This is a genomic window from Pseudomonas sp. PDNC002, assembly GCF_016919445.1.
GTDB lineage: Bacteria > Pseudomonadota > Gammaproteobacteria > Pseudomonadales > Pseudomonadaceae > Pseudomonas.
In genome coordinates, this window is sequence record NZ_CP070356.1 from 4,378,911 (window position 1) to 4,398,253 (window position 19,343).

Below are 19,343 nucleotides of genomic sequence, written 5' to 3' on the forward strand. Positions count from 1 at the left end.
TCAGCCGCTTTCGCGCTCCAGCACGCGGCAGCCGAGCAGGTTCAAGCGTTCCACCGCGCCTTCCAGCGGCGCCACGCCGATGGCTTGCAGGACCCGTAGCGCGGCGATTTCGCCGATTTCTCGGGCCGGCGGCTTGATGGTCGAGAGGCTCGGCAGCAGCATCGGCGCGAAGGGATAATCGCCGAAGCCCAGCACCGCGCAGTCTTCGGGAATCCTCAAGCCCGCGCGCTGGCCAGCGAGCAGGCCGCCAGCGGCGAGGTTGTCGTTGGCGAAGATGATCGCCTCGGGACGTTCCGCGCCGCGCGCCATCAACGCTTCCATGGCTTGCCGACCGGCATCGAAGGGTGCGCTTTCGGTGGGCACGAACATCCATGGCTCGCCTCCCAGTTCGCGCAGCGTGTCGGCGTAGCCGTCACGGCGGTCCAGGGCGCTGAAGTCTCCCGGAGCGCTGTTCTGCACGAAAGCGATGCGACGGTAGCCCTTGCCGTGCAGGTAGCGCACGGCATCCACGCCGACCTGGTAGTGGGAGAATCCGACCTGGATCGGCGCGCGCTCGGGCTGGTAATCCCAGACCTCCACCACCGGCATGTCCGCCGCTGCGATCAGCTTCTCGGTGGCCGGCGTATGGAAATGGCTGGTCAGCACCAGCGCCGCCGGGTTCCAGCCGAGGAAGGCGCGCACGGCGTTTTCTTCCTTGTCTTCGGAGAAATAACTGGAGGCCAGCAGCAACTGGTAGCCGTGGGCCGCCAGGGTGTCGCTGAAGGCCTGGATGGTGTCGGCGAAGATCGGCCCGGAAATGTTCGGCACCACCATCCCCACTACCCTGCCCCGCGCCGAGGCCAGTCCGCCGGCCACCTGATTTGGCACGTAGCCCAGCTCTTCAACTGCCGCAGCGATGCGCTCGCGCAGGTCATCCGACAGCTGCGCCGGCTGATTGAAGTAGCGCGACACGCTGATGGCGGAAACGCCCGCGAGTTCCGCCACGGCGGTCAGCGTCACGCGCCCTGCCCCACGGCGTTTGCGCGGTGTCTGGTTGGCCAATCCGACTCTCCTGTTTCTGTATTTCAGGAATATAAACGTAATTTTTAATTATTTGACGGTCTATCAAGCGATCAGGATACTCGCCGATGTTAGCGCTAACAACCAAGACTGTCCGCAACAACCGACACGCCACTCGCACGAGCGAGAGCTCGTGACAGTCCCGCAGAAAAAGGCGCCCCGGCAACGAGAACCGAGGGCGGACCAGGGCATGAGGAGTGGCTATGCAATCGCAACATCGGGGGACGTCTGTGCGTCCGCAATTCAACGGCCGGCGCAGCGCGCTGGCCATCGGTATCGCCAGCGTGATCGCCGCGCTGGCCTTCAACGCCCAGGCTGGCGAAGCCAGTAGTGACAATCAGAGCGCCGAATCTGCACCGACCCTGAAAGCCGTGACCGTCACCGCGACCCGCCGCGAAGAGTCGCTGCAGAAGGTGCCGGTGGCCGTCTCGGTAATCGACGGTGAGCAACTGGAGCGCGACAACCGCAACAACGTGTCGAGCATCGTCCAGCAGGTGCCGACCCTGAACTTCCGCACTGGCGCCTCGAACAAGGACACCTCGCTGTTCGTTCGTGGCGTGGGCACCATTTCCACCTCCCCCGGCGTCGAGCCGAGCGTTTCCACCGTGATCGACGGCGTGGTGCTCGGCCGCCCCGGCCAGGCGACGCTGGACCTCCTCGATGTCGAGCGCATCGAGGTGCTGCGCGGCCCTCAAGGAACGTTGTTCGGCAAGAATGCCTCGGCCGGCGTGCTCAACGTGGTGACCCGCGAAGTGCCGGACGAAACCACCGGCTACATCGACTACTCGCATTTTGGCGGCGGCAACGAGAACCGCACCCGCTTCGGCATCGGCGGCACGCTGATTCCCGGCAAGCTCAAGGCCAGTGTCACCACCCTGGTGGGCAGCTACGACGGTAACGTCGACAACGTCTACAACGGCCACGAAGTGAACGGCTACAACCGCGCCGGCGCACGCACCAAGTTCGAGTTGACCCCCAACGACGACCTCAAGGTCACGCTGATCGCCGATTACATGAAGGGCAACGACGACGGTCCCAGCGGCGTGATCACCCAGAGCAGCAGCGCGGCTTTCACCAACGCGCTGCGCCCGGTGACGCCGGACAGCGACAACCGCAAGATCAACAGCGATTACCGCACCCACGTCGACGACACCAACAAGGGCTTGTCGGCGCAGCTGGACTGGAGCCTGGGCGACTACACCCTGACTTCCATCAGCGCGTGGCGCGGTTGGGACAATACCCAGTGGCAGGATGGCGACCGCCTTTCGCAGGTCACCGCGAGCATTCCCAGCTCCCACGACAAGGGCGAGCTGAACTACGACCAGTACTCCCAGGAACTGCGCCTGGCCTCGCCCAAGGGGGAGTTCCTCGAGTACGTCGGTGGCCTGTACTACATGCATGCCGTGGACGACGAGACCTACCGCCGCGTGGTGACCTCCACCACCACGCAGAACACCGGCGTGGCGGACTACAGCACGCGCAGCGACACCTACGCGGTATTCGGCGAGAGCACGCTGAACTTCACCGAAGACTTCCGTGGCATCGCTGGCCTGCGCTACACCCATGACGATCTGGAGTACGACCATCGCCGGCGCTCCACCTCGGCCACGGCGGTGACCGGAATCCAGCCGTCCACGTCCAGTTCCGGGTCCACCGACGAGGACGGTTGGTCCGGCCGCCTCGGCCTGCAGTACGACCTCAGTGAGCAGCTCACCAGCTACGTCACCTACTCGCGCGGCTACAAAGGCCCGGCGTACAACGTGTTCTTCAATATGCAGCCGCGCGATACCGACGCGCTCAAGCCGGAAACTTCCAACTCCTGGGAAGTCGGCCTGAAAGCCACCGCGCTGGACAATCGCCTGACCGCCAACCTGGCGGTGTTCCACACGGTTTACGACAACTACCAGGCGAACTTCTACGACACCGTCGCCGGCCAGGTGGTGACCCGGCTGATCAACGCCGGCAAGGTGAAGACCGAAGGCGCCGAGCTGGACTTCAGCTACCAAGCCACCCGCCAGCTGAAGCTCTCCGGCGCCCTCGCCTACACCAAGGCCCGGGTCGACAGCTTCGCCTGCCCGCCGGGTGCGGCGTCGAGCTGCAACGTCAACGGCAAGCCCCTGCCCTTCACTCCGGACTGGAAGAGCTATGTGCGCGCCGACTACAGCATCCCGCTGGACAACGGCCTGGATGTGGAACTGGGCACCGACTACAGCTGGCAGGACAAGGTGCAGTACGACCTGAGCCAGAACCCCGACACCATCCAGGGCGCCTATGGCCTGTGGAACGCCAGCATCGCCCTGGCCGACTACAACGACGGCTGGCGCGTCGCCCTGCTGGGCAAGAACCTCACCGACAAGTCCTACTCGCCGCTGCTGGCGAGCGGCGGCAGCTACATCTACCGCATGGTGCCGCGTGACGATGGGCGCTACTTCGGCGTGGAACTGCGCAAGGACTTCTGAGCCTTCCAAGGAAGTGCGGCGCCGGCTCGCCCCGGCGCCGCCCATGAGATCGAACCCGCTGCCTTGCGTCCTCCCAATGGACTCACAGGAAACCCGACATGACACGAACCCTTTCCCTCGGCGCCTTTCTCATGGCCACCGGTCACCACGTCGCCGCGTGGCGCCACCCGGATGTCCCGGCTGACGGCGGCCTCGACTTCCCACTGTACAAACGTCTGGCGCAGATAGCCGAGGCGGCGAAATTCGATGCCGTTTTCGTTGCCGACAGCGTGGCCGCGCCCACGGCGAACATCGCCAGCCGCATGGCCCGCTCCGATCACTTCGAGCCGCTGACGCTGCTCTCGGCGCTGGCGGCGGTGACCGAGCGCATCGGCCTGGTTGCCACCGTGACCACCAGCTACAACGAGCCCTACCATGTGGCGCGAAAGTTCGCCTCGCTCGACCACCTTTCCGGCGGTCGCTCAGGCTGGAACCTGGTGACCTCCGATGCCGCCGCCGAGGCGCTGAACTTCAACCGCCAGGAACACTTCGGCCACGCCGAGCGTTACGCCCGTGCACGGGAATTCCACGAAGTGGTCACCGGCCTGTGGGACAGCTGGGAAGACGACGCCTTTACCCGTGACAAGGCCAGCGGTCAGTACTACGACCCGGCCAAGCTGCACGTGCTGAACCACGAAGGCGAACACTTCCGCGTGCAAGGCCCGCTGAACGTCGCGCGTTCGCCCCAGGGGCGCCCGGTGATCGTCCAGGCCGGCAGTTCCGAGACCGGCCGCGAGCTGGCCGCACAGACCGCCGAAGTGGTGTTCACCGCGCAGACCTCGCTGGCCGCCGCCCGCGACTTCTACAGCGACCTGAAGGGCCGCCTGGGCAAGTTCGGCCGCACGCCGGATGAGCTGAAAATCATGCCCGGCGTGTTCGTGGTGGTCGGCCAGAGCCAGAGCGAAGCGCAGGAGAAGTTCGAGGAATTCCAGGAGCTGGTGGAGCCGCAGGTCGGCGTCGCCCTGCTCTCGCGCATGCTCGGTAACTTCGACCTCTCCGCCTACCCGTTGGACGGCCCGCTACCCGAGCTGCCGCTGACCGACAGCGGCCAGCGCAGCCGCCAGCTGCTGCTCACCGAGCTGGCCGGGCGCGAGAACCTCACCCTCGCCCAGCTTGGCCGGCGCATCGCCGGTGGTCGCGGGCACTACAGCCTGATCGGCACGCCGGCGCAGATCACCGACGAGCTCCAGGCCTGGTTCGAAGGCGGCGCCGCCGACGGCTTCAACGTACTGGTGCCGCATCTGCCGGGCGGGCTGGAAGATGTCGCCAACTTCGTGGTGCCGGAACTGCAACGTCGCGGACTGTTCCGTCGCGACTACAGCGGCAGCACCCTGCGCGACCACCTCGGGCTCAAGCGCCCGGCCAATCGCTACACGATCTGACGATTCACGGGCCGCCCCTGTGCGGCCCGTTTGCAAAGGAGCTCCCATGACCTACCTCGCCCACCCCGACCGCTACCAGCGCGTCCCCTATCGCCGCGTCGGCCGCAGCGGCCTGGTGCTGCCTGCCCTCTCCCTCGGCCTGTGGCACAACTTCGGCGACAGCGCGCCGCTGGACCGCCAGCGCGCCCTGCTGCGCACCGCTTTCGACCTGGGCATCAACCACTTCGACCTGGCCAACAACTACGGCCCGCCCTACGGCAGCGCCGAGATCAACTTCGGTCGCCTGCTGCGCGAGGACTTCGCCGCCTACCGCGATGAGCTGATCATCTCCACCAAGGCCGGCTGGGACATGTGGCCCGGCCCCTACGGCCAGGGCGGCAGCTCGCGCAAGTACCTGCTGTCCAGCCTCGACCAGAGCCTGCAACGCCTGGGCGTGGACTACGTGGACATCTTCTACTCGCACCGCTTCGACCCGGACACGCCGCTGGAGGAAACCGCCGGCGCACTGGCCAGCGCCGTGCAGCAGGGCAAGGCGCTATACGTGGGCATCTCCTCCTACTCCGCCGGCAAGACTGCCGAACTGGCCGCGTTGCTGAAAGAATGGAAAGTACCGCTGCTGATCCACCAGCCGGCCTACAACCTGTTCAACCGCTGGGTGGAAAAGGACCTGCTGGCCACTACCGACGAGCTGGGCACCGGCGTCATCGCCTTCACTCCGCTGGCCCAGGGACTGCTGACTGACCGCTACCTGAATGGCGTGCCGGCTGATGCGCGAGTCAACCAGCCGGGCGGCGCGTCGTTGCGGCCGGAACATCTGTCCGACGACAACCTGCGCCGCGCCCGCGCGCTGAACGAGATCGCCCAGCGTCGCGGCCAGAGCCTGGCGCAACTGGCGCTGGCCTGGGTGCTGCGTGACGCTCGCGTGACGTCCGCGCTGATCGGTGCGAGCCGCCCGGAGCAGATCGTCGAGAACGTCGCCGCCCTGGACAACCTCGCCTTCAGCGCAGAAGAACTGGCGGAGATCGATCGCCATGCGGTGGAGGGCGGGATCAACCTCTGGGAAAAACCCTCCCACGACTGGAAGGAATGAGCCTGTGAACCCGCTTCATCGACTGCTCGCCGGGTTGCTGCTGCTTGTGGCCGGCGTCGCCCAGGCGCAGGACCCGGCGCAACTGCGTATCGGCTATCAGAAAGCCTCGGTCAGCCTGGTGCTGGCCAAGGAACATGGCCTACTGGAACAGCGCTTCCCGCAGACGCAGATCCAGTGGATCGAATTCCCCGCCGGCCCGCAGATGCTCGAAGCGCTGAACGTCGGCAGCCTGGACCTGGGCTCCACCGGCGACATCCCGCCGATCTTCGCCCAGGCCGCCGGGGCCGACCTGCTCTATGTCGGCGTCGAGCCACCCAAGCCACAGGCGGAAACCGTGGTGGTGCCCAAGGACAGTCCGATCCACAGCGTGGCTGAACTCAAGGGCAAACGCGTGGCCTTCCAGAAAGGCTCCAGCTCGCACAACCTGCTGCTGCGCCTGTTGCAGCAGGCCGGCCTGACCCTGCGCGATATCCAGCCGCTGTACCTGACGCCGGCCGATGCCCGAGCCGCCTTCGAGAGTGGCAAGGTGGACGCCTGGGCGATCTGGGACCCTTGGTACTCGGCGCTACTGCTGGGCGGCAACGCGCGGCTCTTGGCGGATGGTTCCGAGGTTGGGCTGAGCGGGCCGTTCTACCTGTCCAGCCGTGAGTACGCTGGAGCGAATCCCGAGTTCATCCGCCAAGTGCTGGACAGTCTCAACCAGGCCGAAGCCCTGACCCGCAGCGACGAAGCTGGCAGCGTGGCGATCATGGCGCGTGTCACCGGTCTCTCCCCGGAAGTGATCGCGGAGACCTTCAAGCACCGCCCTTCTTCACCGATCCGGCCGCTGGACGATGCCGACATCGCTGCACAGCAGCGCACCGCCGACCTGTTCCTGGCCGAACGCATCCTGCCGCGCGCCGTCGACATCAGCGCCGCCCGCTGGAAGCCCTGAGAGACTGATCTTTGTAGGAGCGGACCTTGTCCGCGATTCCCCCTGGCCGCGCCGCAGCATCCCGGTGATGGATTTCGCGGACAAGGTCCGCTCCTACGTTTTGTGGAAATAGTTATCTAACCGGTTACTTTATATTTCTTCCGGTTATTAGATAGACGAATTCATTCCTTCTCCACCGGCCCGCCGCACTGCCACACTCGGCTTCGCCGGCGGGCGACCCCCGCCGCTCTACAGCGGGCTTCTCCCACCCTCGAGCGCCCGCTCTCGATCATTCCGGGACCCCGTCATACGAGCGTGGCCCGACAAGGAGCTGGATGTTCATGAAGAAACTCACTGCCGTTACCGCCCTCGCCCTGGCCGTCCTCTCCGGACTGGCCCACGCCGACCGCCTGGACGACATCAAGAAGGCCGGCGTGCTGCGCGTCGCCGCCTTCGACAGCAACCCGCCGTTCGGCTTCGTCGATGCCAAGAGCAAGCAGATCGAAGGCCTCGACGTCGATTACGCCAAGGCCCTGGCCGACAAGCTCGGCGTCAAGCTGCAGGTACTGCCGACCAACCCGGCCAACCGTATTCCGCTGCTGACCGCCAACAAGGTCGACCTGGTGCTGGCCAACTTCACCATCACTCCCGAGCGCGCCGAGCAGGTCGATTTCAGCATCCCCTACTTCTCCTCCGGCCAGCAGTTCATCGTCAAGAAAGGCACCCTGAGCAGCCCCGACCAGCTGAACAAATGGCGCGTCGGCGTCGACAAGGGCACCGTCAACGAAGGCGTGCTGCGCGAGAAATTCCCCGGCGCCAAGGTCATCGCCTACGACGACACGCCGTTCGCCTTCACCGCCCTGCGCAACGGCCAGGTCCAGGCCATCACCCAGGACGGCCCGAAACTGATCGGCCTGCTGGCCAACGTGCCGGACAAGGACAAGTACGAAGTGCCGCCCTTCACCATTTCCAACGACCTGATCGGCGTCGGCATTCCCAAGGGCGAGAAGGCCCTGGCCGAGTTCGTCAACCAGAGCCTCACGGAGCTGGAAGCCCAGGGCCAGGCACAGAAAATCTACGACACCTGGTTCGGCCCGGACACCAAGACTCCGCTGGCCCGCCTGTACAAGATCGGCGACAAGAGCTGATCCGCTCCTCACTCCGCACCACCCCACGCCCCGGTTCGCCGGGGCGTGTCCGTTTCTTCCACTGATGGACTCGTGACATGTTCGGCGAACTGCTCGCCCCGACCTACCTGCGCTGGTTGCTCGACGGCTTCCTACTGACCCTCGGTATTTCCCTGTTCTGCTGCATTCTGGCCACGCTGCTCGGCGCGCCGCTGGCCATCGCCCGGCAGGCGAAGTCGCGCTGGCTGTCATGGCCGGCGCGGGCGTATCTCGCGCTGTTCCGCAACACGCCGCTGCTGGTGCAGCTGTTCTTCTGGTACTTCGGCGTGCCCGCCCTGCTCCCGGAGGAGCTGGTGTTCTGGCTCAACTCGCCCCATGAGCTGGGTTGGCTGGCGTGGCCGTCCTTTGAGTTCCTCGCCGCTGCATGGGGGCTCACGCTCTACACCACGGCGTTCATCGCCGAGGAATTCCGCGCAGGGATCGCCTCGGTGCGCCCGCAACAGCGCGAGGCCGGCATGGCGCTGGGCCTGCGACCGCTGCAGGTGTGGCGCTGGGTGATCCTGCCGCAGGCGCTGCGCACCGCCCTGCCGCCGTTGATGGGCCAGTACATGAATGCGCTGAAGAGCTCCTCGCTGGCCATGGCCATCGGCCTCGCGGAGCTGTCCTATGCCTCGCGCCAGGTCGAGACGCAGACCTTCAAGACCTTCCAGGCGTTCGGCATCGCCACCCTGCTGTACATCGGTGCCATCGCGCTGATCGAGGCGCTGGGCCAGGCGATCCAGCAGACCCGCCGCTATCGCCAGGGGGCCTGACATGGATTTCTCGGTGATCTCGGACAACCTGTCCTATTTCCTCATCGGCGCCTACCCGGACGGCCCACTCGGCGGCGCGGCGCTCACGGTGATCCTTGCCCTGGCCTCCGGCCTTGCCTCGGCGGTGATCGGCCTGGCACTGGGTATCGCGTTGTCGGTATTGGGCGGAAAACCGCGCCTGCTGCTGGTGGCGTTCCTCGGTTTCTTCCGCGCCATTCCGGTGCTGATGCTGATCTTCTGGGTCTACTTTCTGCTGCCCATCGTCCTGCACATCGACGTGCCGGCGCTGGGCACGGTGGTCTGCGCACTGTCGCTGATCGGCGGGGCCTATCTCGCGCACTCGGTGCACGCTGGCATCGAAAGCCTGCCCAAGGGTCAGTGGGACGCCGCTCGCGCGCTGGGGCTGCGACCGTGGCAAGTGCTTACGCTGGTGATCCTGCCGCAGGCGCTGCCGATCATGTTGCCGTCATTCCTCAACCAGTGGGTCTCGCTGATCAAGGACACCTCGCTGGCCTACGTGATCGGCGTCGGCGAGCTGTCCTTCGTCGCCACCCAGGTGAGCAACCGGGTGATGGTGCATCCCACGGAGGTCTTCCTGTTCGTCGCCCTGCTCTACTTCGTGCTGTGCTCCGCGCTGGACCTCGCGGCATTTCTGGTCGCGCGGCTGACGCCGAACTATCGCAAGGCCGCTTGAGCCGCGCCTCGTGGTGGGCAATGAGAGACCGCGAGGGCGTCAGACTCAGTGCAGGGTGGCACGCGTCTTCTGCGGATTGCCATCGTCGTCCAGCCAGGTGAACTCCACCTGGACTGGTCCGCCCGGCAGGTGGCCTGCTGCTTCAAGCACAAGGCTGCTCTCCGGCTTGACCATGTCCCCCTTCAATGACTGGTGCTGTTGCCCCGCGATCAGCTCGACAGCGGTAAGGGTCATGAAGTACGGCGAGGGATTGTCGATCCGCAGTTGTGTCTTTTCGCCGTTCTGCTGCCAGCTCGCAGTGAGCTTGGCGGCGGCTTCCGGCTGGGTCATGGTCAGTTTCGTCGGGCGATAGAAAACCTTCATCTGCGTGTGCATCGAGACGACCAGGCGCTGCTGCTCGGCAGGCATGCCGGCGGCCACCGACGAGGGCGGCACCTCGTGCAGGTTGAGCCAGAACACTGACTCGCGATCCCTGGGCAGGGATTGTTTCCCCGTGAAGATGATCCGCAGGGAGCGGCGCTCGCCGGGTTCGAGGCGGAACACCGACGGCAGGGACATGAATGGCGAGATGGCTTTGTCGGGCGTGGAGTCCAGCGCACCGTCGTCGATCCAGGTCTGGACCATCACCGGATAGGGATTGACGTTGGCCAGCAGCACCGCCACCTCGTTGAGGTTGGAGGCAAAGATCACCCGCGTGCTTTCAGCCGTCACGCCCGCGCGGACCGTTCCCGCCGCCAATGCCAGCCACAGGCACAGCAGCCTCGTCAGCGCGCGGTTGAGTTGCCTACTGCACACGGATCAGAACCCTCCCGGTTGCGCTGATCTTCCCGGGCGTGACCGTGACGCCCGGCAGTTTCTTCAGGGTGGCCTGGAAGACCTCGCTGTACTTGTTGCCGCCCAGCGACGAGGTGCCCGAATCCACCAGCCGGTACCAACCCGCATTGTTGGCGGCGACCTCGGTGGCCGCCGCGGCCGAGTTGCTGCTGCTGAGCAGATTGATCGGCACGTTCTTGCGCAGGATCTGGATGCCGACGCCGGTGGCGACGTCCGACGACAATCCATAGTTGTCCGAGAGCAGGTAGGTCAGGCCGCCACCCGCGCTCTTGAGGTTCAGCGCCTGGGCCTGGGCGATGGAGTTGGCACTGGCGGGAAGGATGCCCAGCGCCGTGCCGGAGTTGCTCAGGCACATGCCGGTATTGCTGTTCAGCCAGGAATACGCCATGCCGGAACTGCAGGTATAAACCGTCGAGTTGTAGGTGAACTTGCCATAGGAGCTGTCCGCTACCGCGGTATTGGTGATCGCCCCGGCCTGGCAGTTCGATTCGATGGTGAAGGGCTGGGTCCGGCTGCCGCCGCTGTTCAGCTCGCCGAGCAGTATCGGCGCGAAGACAACCACCGGCGTGACGTTGGTGATCGAGCAGGTGGCGGTGCGGCGAACGCTGATATTGCCGTACAGGCCGATCGAGCCGATCCAGGCGTAACCCGGGAAGCCCGTGGTATCGCCCGTGGAGTCGACGCCAACGTTGGGCGAGTAGCCACTGGTGCCGGGACCGGAAAATATCACGTAGGCCAAGGGGTAGGTCTGCATGTCATAGGCGCCGGCAGCCTTGTCCTCGTAACCCATGTTGCTGTTGTCGGTGGGGTTGATGCGGATCAGTTCGACACGGACCGCCGAGAGGTTCTTGGCCTTGACCAGCACATAGCCGCGGTCGTCCTTGTCCAGCACGGAGGTGTCGATGGGGCGCTGCTGGTAGAACTTGGTGTATGGCTGGTTGTTACCCAGGTTGGTGATGCGGATGCCGACATCCGCCCACATGGTGGAGTAGACGTTACCGCCATATCCCGGCACCAGGAATCCGTAGGGATAGAGGTGTCCGTGCATCGAATACTCTTCGGAAATGGCATCGCTGGGCAGGCAGCGCCAGAAGGTGGTTTCCGGGTCGTAGCCGCCCGAGCGGCCGAACTGCACGAATTGCGCGGGCGCTGTAACGCCCTTCCAGCCCTCGGCAGGTACAAAAAAGCCGCCCGAAGGCGGCTTGAAAGTGCGGCGCGGCCGCACACTGGGAAGATTTACTGCTTGGCGGCCCACGCGTTGAAGCGCTGTTCCAGCTGTTCGCCATGGTCAGCCCAGAACGCCGCGTTCATGGCCACCTGGCCGGCCAGGTTGGCCTCGTCGGTGGGCATGTTGGCGCGCCGCGAAGCATCCACCAGCGGAACGGCAGCGCGGTTCACCGGGCCGTAGGCGATCTGCTGGGCATAGTTCTTCTGCTGTTCGGTCTGCAGCACGTATTGGATGAAGCGCAGGCCCTCTTCGGTATTCTTCGCGCCCTTGGGAATGGCGAAAGCATCCATGTCGTAGATACCGCCGTTCCACACCACGCGCAGCTTGCTCTCGTCCTGCACGGCGGCGATGCGGCCGTTGTATGCCGAACTCATCACCACGTCGCCGGAGGCCAGGTACTGCGGCGGCTGCGCGCCCGCTTCCCACCACTGGATGCTCGGCTTGATCTGGTCGAGCTTCCTGAAGGCACGATCCTGGCCTTCCTTGGTGGCGAGCAGGGTGTAGACATCCTTGGGCGCGACGCCGTCGGCCATCAGGGCGAATTCCAGGGTGTACATGGCGCCCTTGCGCAGCCCGCGCTTACCGGGGAATTTCTGCGTATCCCAGAAGTCCGCCCAGCCGGTCGGTGCGGTCTTCAGCTTGTCGGCGTTGTAGGCCAGCACCGTGGACCAGACGAAGAAGCCGACGCCGCACGGCTGCACCGCGCCGTCCAGCAATTCGGGCGCGAGCTTGGCGATTTCCGGTTGCTCGCCGATCTCCTGCAATAGCCCCTCGTCGCAGGCCCGCGCCAGTTCGGGCATCTCCATTTCCACCACGTCCCAGGAGACGCTGCCGGTGTCCACCTGCACCTTCACCTTGGCCATCTCGCCGTTGAATTCATCGGCGATCAGGCGACTGCCGCTTTGCTGCATGTAGGGCTGGTAGAAAGCCTTGGTCTGGGCGGCCTTGTTGGCGCCGCCGTGGGACACCACGGTGACGTCGGCGATGGCAGGGAAAGCAAAGGCGCAGCCCAGTGCGCAGATGAAGGAAGAGCTCGGGATCTTGTGCATTGTTATGGTCTCCGGTGAGTAGGCGGCCCGCCTGTCGGCGGACGGCGCCATTCGTGGCCCTGGCGGCACGATCAGCGCCCTGCCGGCTAGTCTTGGCGGCCCAGGCCGGCCTCACAATCAGACGGAACTACAATTCGCCGAGGGCCGCTCGTATCCCGGTATGAAGCGCCCGGCGCGCCACGAACCCCGGCGCGACAAGGCCTGACGCTTGGTGGCATGCTTGCCGGTGGAACGTCTCCCCCTCCTGCGGACCTGTCATGCCCTTCACCATCCAGGACATCCTCGACAACGCCTCCCTGCGCACTCGCCTGCTCGGCGGCAACCAGGGCGCCGGCCGGCGCTTGCGCTGGGCACACGTCTGCGAACTGGCGGACCCCACCGAATGGCTTGGCGACGGCGACCTGCTGATGACCACCGGCATCGCCATCCCATCCGACGCCCAGGCGCAGCGCGATTACTTGCAACGTCTGGCCACTGCGCGCGTGGCGGGCTTGATGATCGGCGAGAACATGCAAGCCCCGACGGACATCCAGGCTCTGCAGGACGAGGCCATGCGCCTCGGCTTCCCGTTGTTGATGACCCACTACGCGGTGCCCTTCTCCGCCGTCACCCGCGCCATCGTCGATGCCAGCAAGCAGGAGGAACACGAACGCCGCAGCGCCGTCACCCGCATCTATGAAAGCGCGCGCATCGGCTTGCGCGGCCTGGGGCTGGCCGACTTGCTGCGGCGACTGTCGAGCGATGTGCGGGCGCAACTGTTCCTCTTCGATTCCGCGACATTGCAGCCCTGGCAGGAAGGTCTGCCGGCGTTGCCGGAGCGTTGGCGACAGAGCCTCGCGCAGCGCCGCGCGGTACCGGAAACCGTGACCCGCACCAGCAATGGCGAGCAGGAGGCACTGGTCATGCCGCTACCGTCGCTGGCGACCTGCGAGATTCTCGCCACCGGCGGCGAACTGATCGACTACGGCCTCCTGCACCATGTCGTCGCGGTGCTGGGGATCGAACTGGAGCGCGCGCAGGTCGAGCACGAACGCATGCTGCGCCTGGGCTCGGAGCTGCTGGATGACCTGCTGCAGCAGCGTCTCACCGAGCGTGCCGCGCAGGAACGGCTGGGACAATTGCATTGCCGGCTGGACACCGCGTGCGTCGTCCTGGCCCGCGGCGCCAGCGGGCTGCCGGAACACTGGCAGCAACGTCTGCAACGGCTGGGTGCGGGGCTGCTGGTGCGCAACCAGGGCGATGAGCTGATCGTCCTGTTGTCCGACCCTGCCCGGACGCCGTCGCTGCAGGCCGCGCTGGATTGCCCGCTGGGGCGCAGCAATCCGCTGGGCCACGGGCTGCGTGCGACGGAGGCACTGCGCGAGGCGCGACTCGCGTTGGCCCATGCGACCCACCAGCGCCCGCTGGTGGCGTACGCCGACGCACAGGGCGAGCAATCCTGGCTGCCGGCGAGCCTCGAGGAGGCACAGCGTGTGCATCGCCGCGTGCTGGGTGCGCTGGCCGACTACGACACGCAGCAGGGCGGACAACTGCAGCACACCCTGCGCGTCTTCCTCGAACAGAACCGCTCCTGGCAGAAGGCCGCGCAACTGCTCAACGTGCACAAGCAGACGCTGGTCTACCGCATCCGTCGTATCGAGGAAATCACCGAGCGCTCGCTGGACTCCACCGACGACGTCGCCGTCCTCTGGATCGCGCTGCGCTCGGCGCAGATTGCCGGAATCGACGCGGGAGTCAGGGAATGATCACGAAGCTCTTGCGTACCGTCTCGCGAATATCCCAGGTGCCCTGACAATTCGCCGGGAACAGCACGGCATCACCGGCGCGCAGTTCGACGGGCTCGCCGTCATCCGGGATGAACCAGCAGTGGCCGCTGATGAAATGGCTGAACTCCGCGGACAATACCTGGCGCCGCCAACGGCCGGGCGTGCATTCCCAGACACCGGTGAGCAGCCCGCCCTCACCTTCCTCGGCATGCGTCGCGGCACGGGATACCGGCGTGCCGACGGGTTCCTTCACGGGTTGTGGTGCGGGCAGTTGGCGGCCGGCGGCGCCGGCGAGCAGGATCGGTCGAGGCATGTTGATCTCCTTCAAGAGGTCCTTCAGAGGTCTTTATCTTCGAGGCCCGCGGGCGCGAATCCGGCGAGGAGTCGATCCAGCAGGCTCGGCTTGCGGCTCTGCGCTTCGGCCTGCTCCTTGCGCTGCACGGCGCTGCGCACCATGAGTCCACCGAGGTAGCGAAACGGCTCCACTGGGAAGCGCTTGGGTTGCCGGCCCACCAAGCCGCAACGACTCCATTCGTCGTCCAGTCCCAGCGCCAGGCTGGCGAGGATGCGGCCGCCCAGGCGGCTCGGGCCGACACCATTTCCGCTCCAGCCGATGCCGTAGACAACATGTGGCGCGCCATCCAGATGGCCGAACACCGGCAGGCTGTCGTAGGTGCGATCGATGGGGCCGGACCAGCTGTGGGTCACTGGCACGTCGTTCAGTTGCGGATAGGTGCGGCGAAGGTCCTGTTCGGTGTCGTCGCTGAGCTGCGGGTTGTGGTCATAGCGCTCGTCGATGCGGCTGACGAAGCTGATCATCCCGGTGCCCTTGCCGAAGGCGACGCGGCCGTCCTGGGTCGTGCGGTAGTAGTCGACCATCAGTTGCGAATCGGTGACGGCTTCGCCGCCGGTCCAGCCGATCTGTTCCAGGCGCTCGGGAATCGGCGCGGTGGCGACCACCGTGCTGGTCACCGGCAGGATGGTGCGGCGCAGTTCGGGAATCGCCGCCGCCCAGGCGTTGGTCGCCATCACTACCTTCGGTGCGCGCAATTCGCCACCAGGCGTGCGGATTACTGCGGGCTGGCTGCGCTCCAGGCTGAGCATCGGAGTGTTCTCGAAGATCCGCACGCCCTTCTCCAGCGCTACCCGGCGCAGGCCGCGCACCAGACGCGCCGGCTGCACGGTGGCGTTGCTGGCTTCCAGCACGCCTTCCAGGTGCTGTGCGGAGCCCGCACGGCTCGCCACCTCGGTATTGGCCAGTGATTGGAAGATCGGCTCGCCGAGGCGCTCGCAGGTTTCTTGCACACCCTTCCAGGCGCCGCGCTGGGCGTCGGTGGTGGCCGTCCACAGCCAACCGCCACGACGGAAGTGCGCATCGATACCGTGCGCCTGGCAAAACTCGTCGATCTCGCCGATGGCTGCCGCCGAGGCGCGGGCCAGGCGCAGCGCCTCGTCCTTGCCGCACTGCGCGGCCAGCGAACTGATCTTCGGCCACCAGGACATGACGAAGCCGCCATTGCGCCCGGAGGCGCCGCCGCCACAGATGTCGCGCTCGATGATGGCGATGCGGCAATCGGGTTTGAGTTCCAGCAGGCGCAGCGCAGTCCACAGTCCGACGAAGCCGCCGCCGACGATGGCCACATCGACATCGAGGATGCCTTCCAGGGCGGACAGCGGAGTCAGCTCGGAGGCGATTTCCTCCAGCCAGAGGGAACGTTTCATGTGTGGATTCCATGGTTGAACGGCAATGCTTCACTGTCCTGTGTCAGGCCAGGAGGCAACAATCGTTCGTTACATGAAATACGGGGAGATGCCTCATACGAAGATATGAGGCATGCGAATCGCCGGGATTATCGGCGGGATGCCTTCGGTGCGAGGCCTGGCCGACTGAACTTCACGAACAGCCAGCCCTGGGAGGCGCTGCGCTTGACCGTCACCTCGGCGACCCGAATGCCCGCCGGCAACCGCGCCATGACCTGTGCTGCGCTGCGGCCAGAGCTGATGTAGCGGTCCAGGCGCTCGTATAGCCGGTAAGTGACCAGTCCCTCCTTCAGCGATTTCGCCTCGAACTCGCCGATGGCCCGCGTGGTGCTATCGGATCGGTCGGGATCGAGGGTGTAGGAGAGGATGTCCTTCGAATCATGCTCGCTCGAAATGGACACCAGCATGTACTGCTTGGCGAGGGATGCCAGAACGCGCCGGAAGACGTCTTCGTCGTAGTCGGCATAGAGCACCGCCTCTCCCAGTTTCTGGCGCTGGAAGATCAGCGCCAGCCTGAAGCGCTCGCCAGCGTACTCGACGCCGTCTCGGCAGCGAGCGACGAGCCCCATCGACTGCAGGCACTCGACGTAGCCCTGCTGCTCGCCGAAGCGACTTTGCGTGACGCCGAAGTTGTATTGCTCGAACAGCGAGTTGGATGCCGATGCGCCGCAACTCGCCAGCAACATCATGATTGCGATGCTCCATTTTCCCATTTTTCGCGCACCTCTCCGGTTCCGGAAAAGGCGCGAGGATAGGGGATTAGCCAGGGGTCTGAAGCACTGCGCCAACAGTGCGGCAATTTCAGGCAGTAAAAGCAGAACTTGCTCAGTCGAAGCGGTACTCGAGCCCCGCACCGGCGTACCAGGAGCGCCCCGGCGCCGCTTCGTAGTAGCGACCGTTGCTGTCCCCGACGATCACCGAGCCGACGTACTGGCGGTCCAGCAGGTTGTCCAGGCGCACCAGCTGGTGGAAGGTCCAGGGCCCGACATGCTGCTCGAAGCGGGTGCGCCAGTTGAACACCGCGTAGCTGGGCGCCGGTTTGTCCTCGTTGCTGTCTTCGACGTAAACCTTGCCGCGGTACTGCCCTTCGAAACCCATGCTGATGCCGTCCTGGGGCTTCCATACCAGCTCGCCGAACAGGCTGCTGCCGGGCACGCCGGGCAGGTGGTTGCCCTTTTCGATCACGCTGCCGCTCTCGACGAAGTCCTCGTCGTAGGTGGCGTCCAGGCGCGTATAGGCCAGGTTGGCCTGCCAGTGCTCGGAGAGATCGCTCTGCACGCCCAGCTCGAAGCCCCGGCGCAGCGTCTTGCCGGCGTTCTGGTAGCTGGTGCGGCCATCGGTGGAACTGGCGACGACGATCTCGTCGTCGGTACGGATCTCGAAGATCGCCGCGTTGACCCGCGTACTGCCGGCCACCTTGGCCTTCAGGCCGATCTCGTACTGGGTGCTGGTGGCAGGGTCGAGGCCGAAGTTGAAGCTCTCCGCCAGCCCTGGCGCATAGGCCATTTCGGCCTGGGTCGGTGTCTCGAAGCCCTTGCCGGCACTGACATAGCCATGCAGGTTCGGGGTAAAGGCGTACATGACCGAAAGCGATGGGTTGTTCTGCTGGTACTTCTTCGAACCGCTGGAGTCGCCGTTGGCCAGATAGTGGTCATCGACTTCCATCTTCATGGTGCTGTGCCGCAGGCCGGCGTCGAAGGTCCAGTTGCCCAGTTCCCAGCGCGCCTGCACATAGGGGTCGAGGCTGGTGGCGATGTCGTTCTCGTTGCGGCGCATCTCGCCCTTCACGCCGAGCTGGTCGCCGCTGAAGTTCTGGAAACCCTTGCGGTCGTCCTCGCTGCGGTCGTAGTCCACCCCGGTGGTGACAGTCAGTTCGCCCGGCACGCCCTGCACCGGCTGAATCCAGCGCAGGGTGCCGCCGTGAAATTCGCGGTCGAAGTCCACTACCCCGCCGCCGCGCTGGGCGTTGGAGGCCACGCCCCTGGGAATCGACAGGTACTGCACCACGCTGCGCTGGCCGGCGTAGAGGTTGAACTGCAGCGTCGCGTCACCGAAGTAGCGCTCGTAGTTCATGCCCAGTTGCTGGTGATCGATGCTCTTGCGCGTGTTGTAGGTCTCGGCGGCCGCCGAGACCGAGCGGGGATCGTGTTCGTAAGCGTCCCAGGTCTGGCCCAGCGGGTCCTGCGTGCCGTTCTGCTCCAGGCTGCTGTAGATCAGCGCCAGGCGGCTGTCTTCGTCGGGCTTGATGTTGAGCTTGGCGAAGGTCTGGTCGCGGCGCGCGGCGCTGTGGTCGCGGTAGCCGTCGGTATCCATGCGCGAGGCGTCGAGCAGGAAGCCGGCCTGGTCGGTGCCGCCTTCGGCATAGAGGTGGTTCTTGTTGAAGCCGTCGCTGCCGAAGGTGGTTTCCGCACCGACTTTCGGCGGGCCATAGCCGTCGCGGGAGAACATCTGGATCACCCCGCCGCTGTTGCTGCCGTAGAGCGTCGAGGCCGGGCCGCGCAGTACTTCGATGCGGTCGGCGACGTCGAGGTTCAGGGTCGCCGCCTGGCCCTGGCCGTCCGGCGTGCTGGCCGGGATGCCATCGCTCAGCAGCTTCAGGCCGCGAATGCCGAAGGCCGAGCGCGCGCCGTAGCCACGGGAGGAAATCTGCAGGTCCTGGGCGTAGTTCTGACGGTTCTGCACGACAACCCCCGGCACCCGCTGCAGCACCTCGGAAAGATTGACGCCCAGTTGCCCATCGCTGATCTGCGGCTGCTGCACCGTATCGATGGAGAACGGCAGGTCAAAGCTGGACACCGGGGCATAGGCGCCGGTCACCACCATGGGTGCCAGCAGCGCATCACTGCCCGTTTCCGCCGTTTCGGCGCGGGCCAGCTGGCCGTGGGCGATACCGCAGACCAGCAGCGGCAGCAGTTTGAGTTGAGCAGGTACGACAGAGCGGTTTGCGGGCACGGTGACTAGGGTTCTTCTGTAGGACCGATCAGCGATGCTGCCAGTCTCGGCAGCCGCTGCACAGGGCTTTCGTGGGTCGGAATGTTGCGAGTGATAGAGCCTGCACAAGGCTATTTCATTCGTCTGCTTTTGCCTCTTCGACGATTGTACTATCTAGTTAATTAGCATGCTAAGCGTA

General features: G+C 65.4%; 16 protein-coding genes. 8 read left to right on the plus strand and 8 right to left on the minus strand.

What is annotated here, in order from left to right; genetic code table 11:
- The gene (locus JVX91_RS19835) at nt 1-1,041 is read right to left on the minus strand and encodes a LacI family DNA-binding transcriptional regulator (RefSeq protein WP_205335869.1); all 1,041 of its coding nucleotides are present in this window, start codon (nt 1,039-1,041) and stop codon (nt 1-3) included.
- A 221-nt stretch (nt 1,042-1,262) separates the two neighbouring features.
- Between JVX91_RS19835 and JVX91_RS19840 the strand changes: the two genes are divergently transcribed.
- The 7 genes from JVX91_RS19840 to JVX91_RS19870 all read left to right on the plus strand — a co-directional run bounded on the left by JVX91_RS19840 (nt 1,263) and on the right by JVX91_RS19870 (nt 9,575).
- Nucleotides 1,263-3,518 carry a TonB-dependent receptor gene (locus tag JVX91_RS19840; RefSeq protein ID WP_205335870.1) on the plus strand — a complete coding sequence of 752 codons (2,256 nt, stop codon included), beginning with the start codon at nt 1,263-1,265 and terminating at the stop codon, nt 3,516-3,518.
- Nucleotides 3,519-3,616: 98 nt separating this feature from the next.
- Nucleotides 3,617-4,939, plus strand: coding sequence for an LLM class flavin-dependent oxidoreductase (locus JVX91_RS19845; protein WP_205335871.1), 1,323 nt, complete (start codon nt 3,617-3,619; stop codon nt 4,937-4,939).
- A 46-nt stretch (nt 4,940-4,985) separates the two neighbouring features.
- On the plus strand, nt 4,986-6,029 hold the full coding sequence (gene mgrA, locus JVX91_RS19850) for an L-glyceraldehyde 3-phosphate reductase (RefSeq protein WP_205335872.1): 1,044 nt from the start codon (nt 4,986-4,988) through the stop codon (nt 6,027-6,029).
- Nucleotides 6,030-6,033: 4 nt separating this feature from the next.
- Nucleotides 6,034-6,963: a sulfonate ABC transporter substrate-binding protein gene (locus JVX91_RS19855; protein WP_275892374.1), complete on the plus strand. Its 930-nt coding sequence runs from the start codon at nt 6,034-6,036 to the stop codon at nt 6,961-6,963.
- A gap of 320 nt (nt 6,964-7,283) precedes the next feature.
- A complete protein-coding gene (locus JVX91_RS19860; protein WP_205335874.1) occupies nt 7,284-8,090 on the plus strand; it encodes an ABC transporter substrate-binding protein in 807 nt (268 codons plus the stop codon).
- Between the two features lie 77 nt (nt 8,091-8,167).
- Entirely contained in the window at nt 8,168-8,881 is a 714-nt protein-coding gene (locus JVX91_RS19865; protein WP_205335875.1) for an amino acid ABC transporter permease, read from the plus strand.
- 1 nt (nt 8,882) lies between these two features.
- The gene (locus JVX91_RS19870) at nt 8,883-9,575 is read left to right on the plus strand and encodes an amino acid ABC transporter permease (protein ID WP_205335876.1); all 693 of its coding nucleotides are present in this window, start codon (nt 8,883-8,885) and stop codon (nt 9,573-9,575) included.
- Nucleotides 9,576-9,620: 45 nt separating this feature from the next.
- Here JVX91_RS19870 and JVX91_RS19875 read toward each other — a convergent pair whose 3' ends face one another.
- The 3 genes from JVX91_RS19875 to JVX91_RS19885 all read right to left on the minus strand — a co-directional run bounded on the left by JVX91_RS19875 (nt 9,621) and on the right by JVX91_RS19885 (nt 12,686).
- On the minus strand, nt 9,621-10,370 hold the full coding sequence (locus tag JVX91_RS19875; protein ID WP_205335877.1) for a molecular chaperone: 750 nt from the start codon (nt 10,368-10,370) through the stop codon (nt 9,621-9,623).
- Complete coding sequence (locus JVX91_RS19880; RefSeq protein WP_205335878.1) at nt 10,360-11,544, minus strand: fimbrial protein; 1,185 nt, start codon at nt 11,542-11,544, stop codon at nt 10,360-10,362. The genes JVX91_RS19875 and JVX91_RS19880 overlap by 11 nt, the downstream gene beginning before the upstream one ends.
- Nucleotides 11,545-11,645: 101 nt before the next feature.
- Entirely contained in the window at nt 11,646-12,686 is a 1,041-nt protein-coding gene (locus JVX91_RS19885; RefSeq protein ID WP_205335879.1) for an ABC transporter substrate-binding protein, read from the minus strand.
- Between the two features lie 257 nt (nt 12,687-12,943).
- On the opposite strand from JVX91_RS19885, the gene JVX91_RS19890 reads away from it, so the two are divergent.
- A complete protein-coding gene (locus JVX91_RS19890) occupies nt 12,944-14,431 on the plus strand; it encodes a PucR family transcriptional regulator (protein ID WP_205335880.1) in 1,488 nt (495 codons plus the stop codon).
- On the opposite strand, the gene JVX91_RS19895 is transcribed toward JVX91_RS19890, so the two are convergent.
- From JVX91_RS19895 to JVX91_RS19910, 4 genes are all read right to left on the minus strand, one after another.
- The gene (locus JVX91_RS19895; RefSeq protein WP_205335881.1) at nt 14,421-14,765 is read right to left on the minus strand and encodes a cupin domain-containing protein; all 345 of its coding nucleotides are present in this window, start codon (nt 14,763-14,765) and stop codon (nt 14,421-14,423) included. The genes JVX91_RS19890 and JVX91_RS19895 overlap by 11 nt on opposite strands.
- Nucleotides 14,766-14,788: 23 nt before the next feature.
- Nucleotides 14,789-16,174 carry an FAD-binding oxidoreductase gene (locus JVX91_RS19900; protein WP_205335882.1) on the minus strand — a complete coding sequence of 462 codons (1,386 nt, stop codon included), beginning with the start codon at nt 16,172-16,174 and terminating at the stop codon, nt 14,789-14,791.
- A 128-nt stretch (nt 16,175-16,302) separates the two neighbouring features.
- Entirely contained in the window at nt 16,303-16,902 is a 600-nt protein-coding gene (locus tag JVX91_RS19905) for a hypothetical protein (protein ID WP_205335883.1), read from the minus strand.
- Nucleotides 16,903-17,038: 136 nt separating this feature from the next.
- The gene (locus JVX91_RS19910; RefSeq protein WP_240201783.1) at nt 17,039-19,036 is read right to left on the minus strand and encodes a TonB-dependent receptor; all 1,998 of its coding nucleotides are present in this window, start codon (nt 19,034-19,036) and stop codon (nt 17,039-17,041) included.
- Nucleotides 19,037-19,343: the final 307 nt, after the last annotated feature.

Coding starts and splice junctions, on each gene's coding strand:
- JVX91_RS19840 (WP_205335870.1), top strand. CDS start 1,263: ATGCAATCGCAACATCGGGGGACGTCTGTGCGTCCGCAATTCAACGGC.
- JVX91_RS19845 (WP_205335871.1), top strand. CDS start 3,617: ATGACACGAACCCTTTCCCTCGGCGCCTTTCTCATGGCCACCGGTCAC.
- mgrA (WP_205335872.1), top strand. CDS start 4,986: ATGACCTACCTCGCCCACCCCGACCGCTACCAGCGCGTCCCCTATCGC.
- JVX91_RS19860 (WP_205335874.1), top strand. CDS start 7,284: ATGAAGAAACTCACTGCCGTTACCGCCCTCGCCCTGGCCGTCCTCTCC.
- JVX91_RS19865 (WP_205335875.1), top strand. CDS start 8,168: ATGTTCGGCGAACTGCTCGCCCCGACCTACCTGCGCTGGTTGCTCGAC.
- JVX91_RS19870 (WP_205335876.1), top strand. CDS start 8,883: ATGGATTTCTCGGTGATCTCGGACAACCTGTCCTATTTCCTCATCGGC.
- JVX91_RS19885 (WP_205335879.1), bottom strand. CDS start 12,686: ATGCACAAGATCCCGAGCTCTTCCTTCATCTGCGCACTGGGCTGCGCC.
- JVX91_RS19890 (WP_205335880.1), top strand. CDS start 12,944: ATGCCCTTCACCATCCAGGACATCCTCGACAACGCCTCCCTGCGCACT.
- JVX91_RS19895 (WP_205335881.1), bottom strand. CDS start 14,765: ATGCCTCGACCGATCCTGCTCGCCGGCGCCGCCGGCCGCCAACTGCCC.
- JVX91_RS19900 (WP_205335882.1), bottom strand. CDS start 16,174: ATGAAACGTTCCCTCTGGCTGGAGGAAATCGCCTCCGAGCTGACTCCG.
- JVX91_RS19905 (WP_205335883.1), bottom strand. CDS start 16,902: ATGATGTTGCTGGCGAGTTGCGGCGCATCGGCATCCAACTCGCTGTTC.
- JVX91_RS19910 (WP_240201783.1), bottom strand. CDS start 19,036: ATGGTGGTGACCGGCGCCTATGCCCCGGTGTCCAGCTTTGACCTGCCG.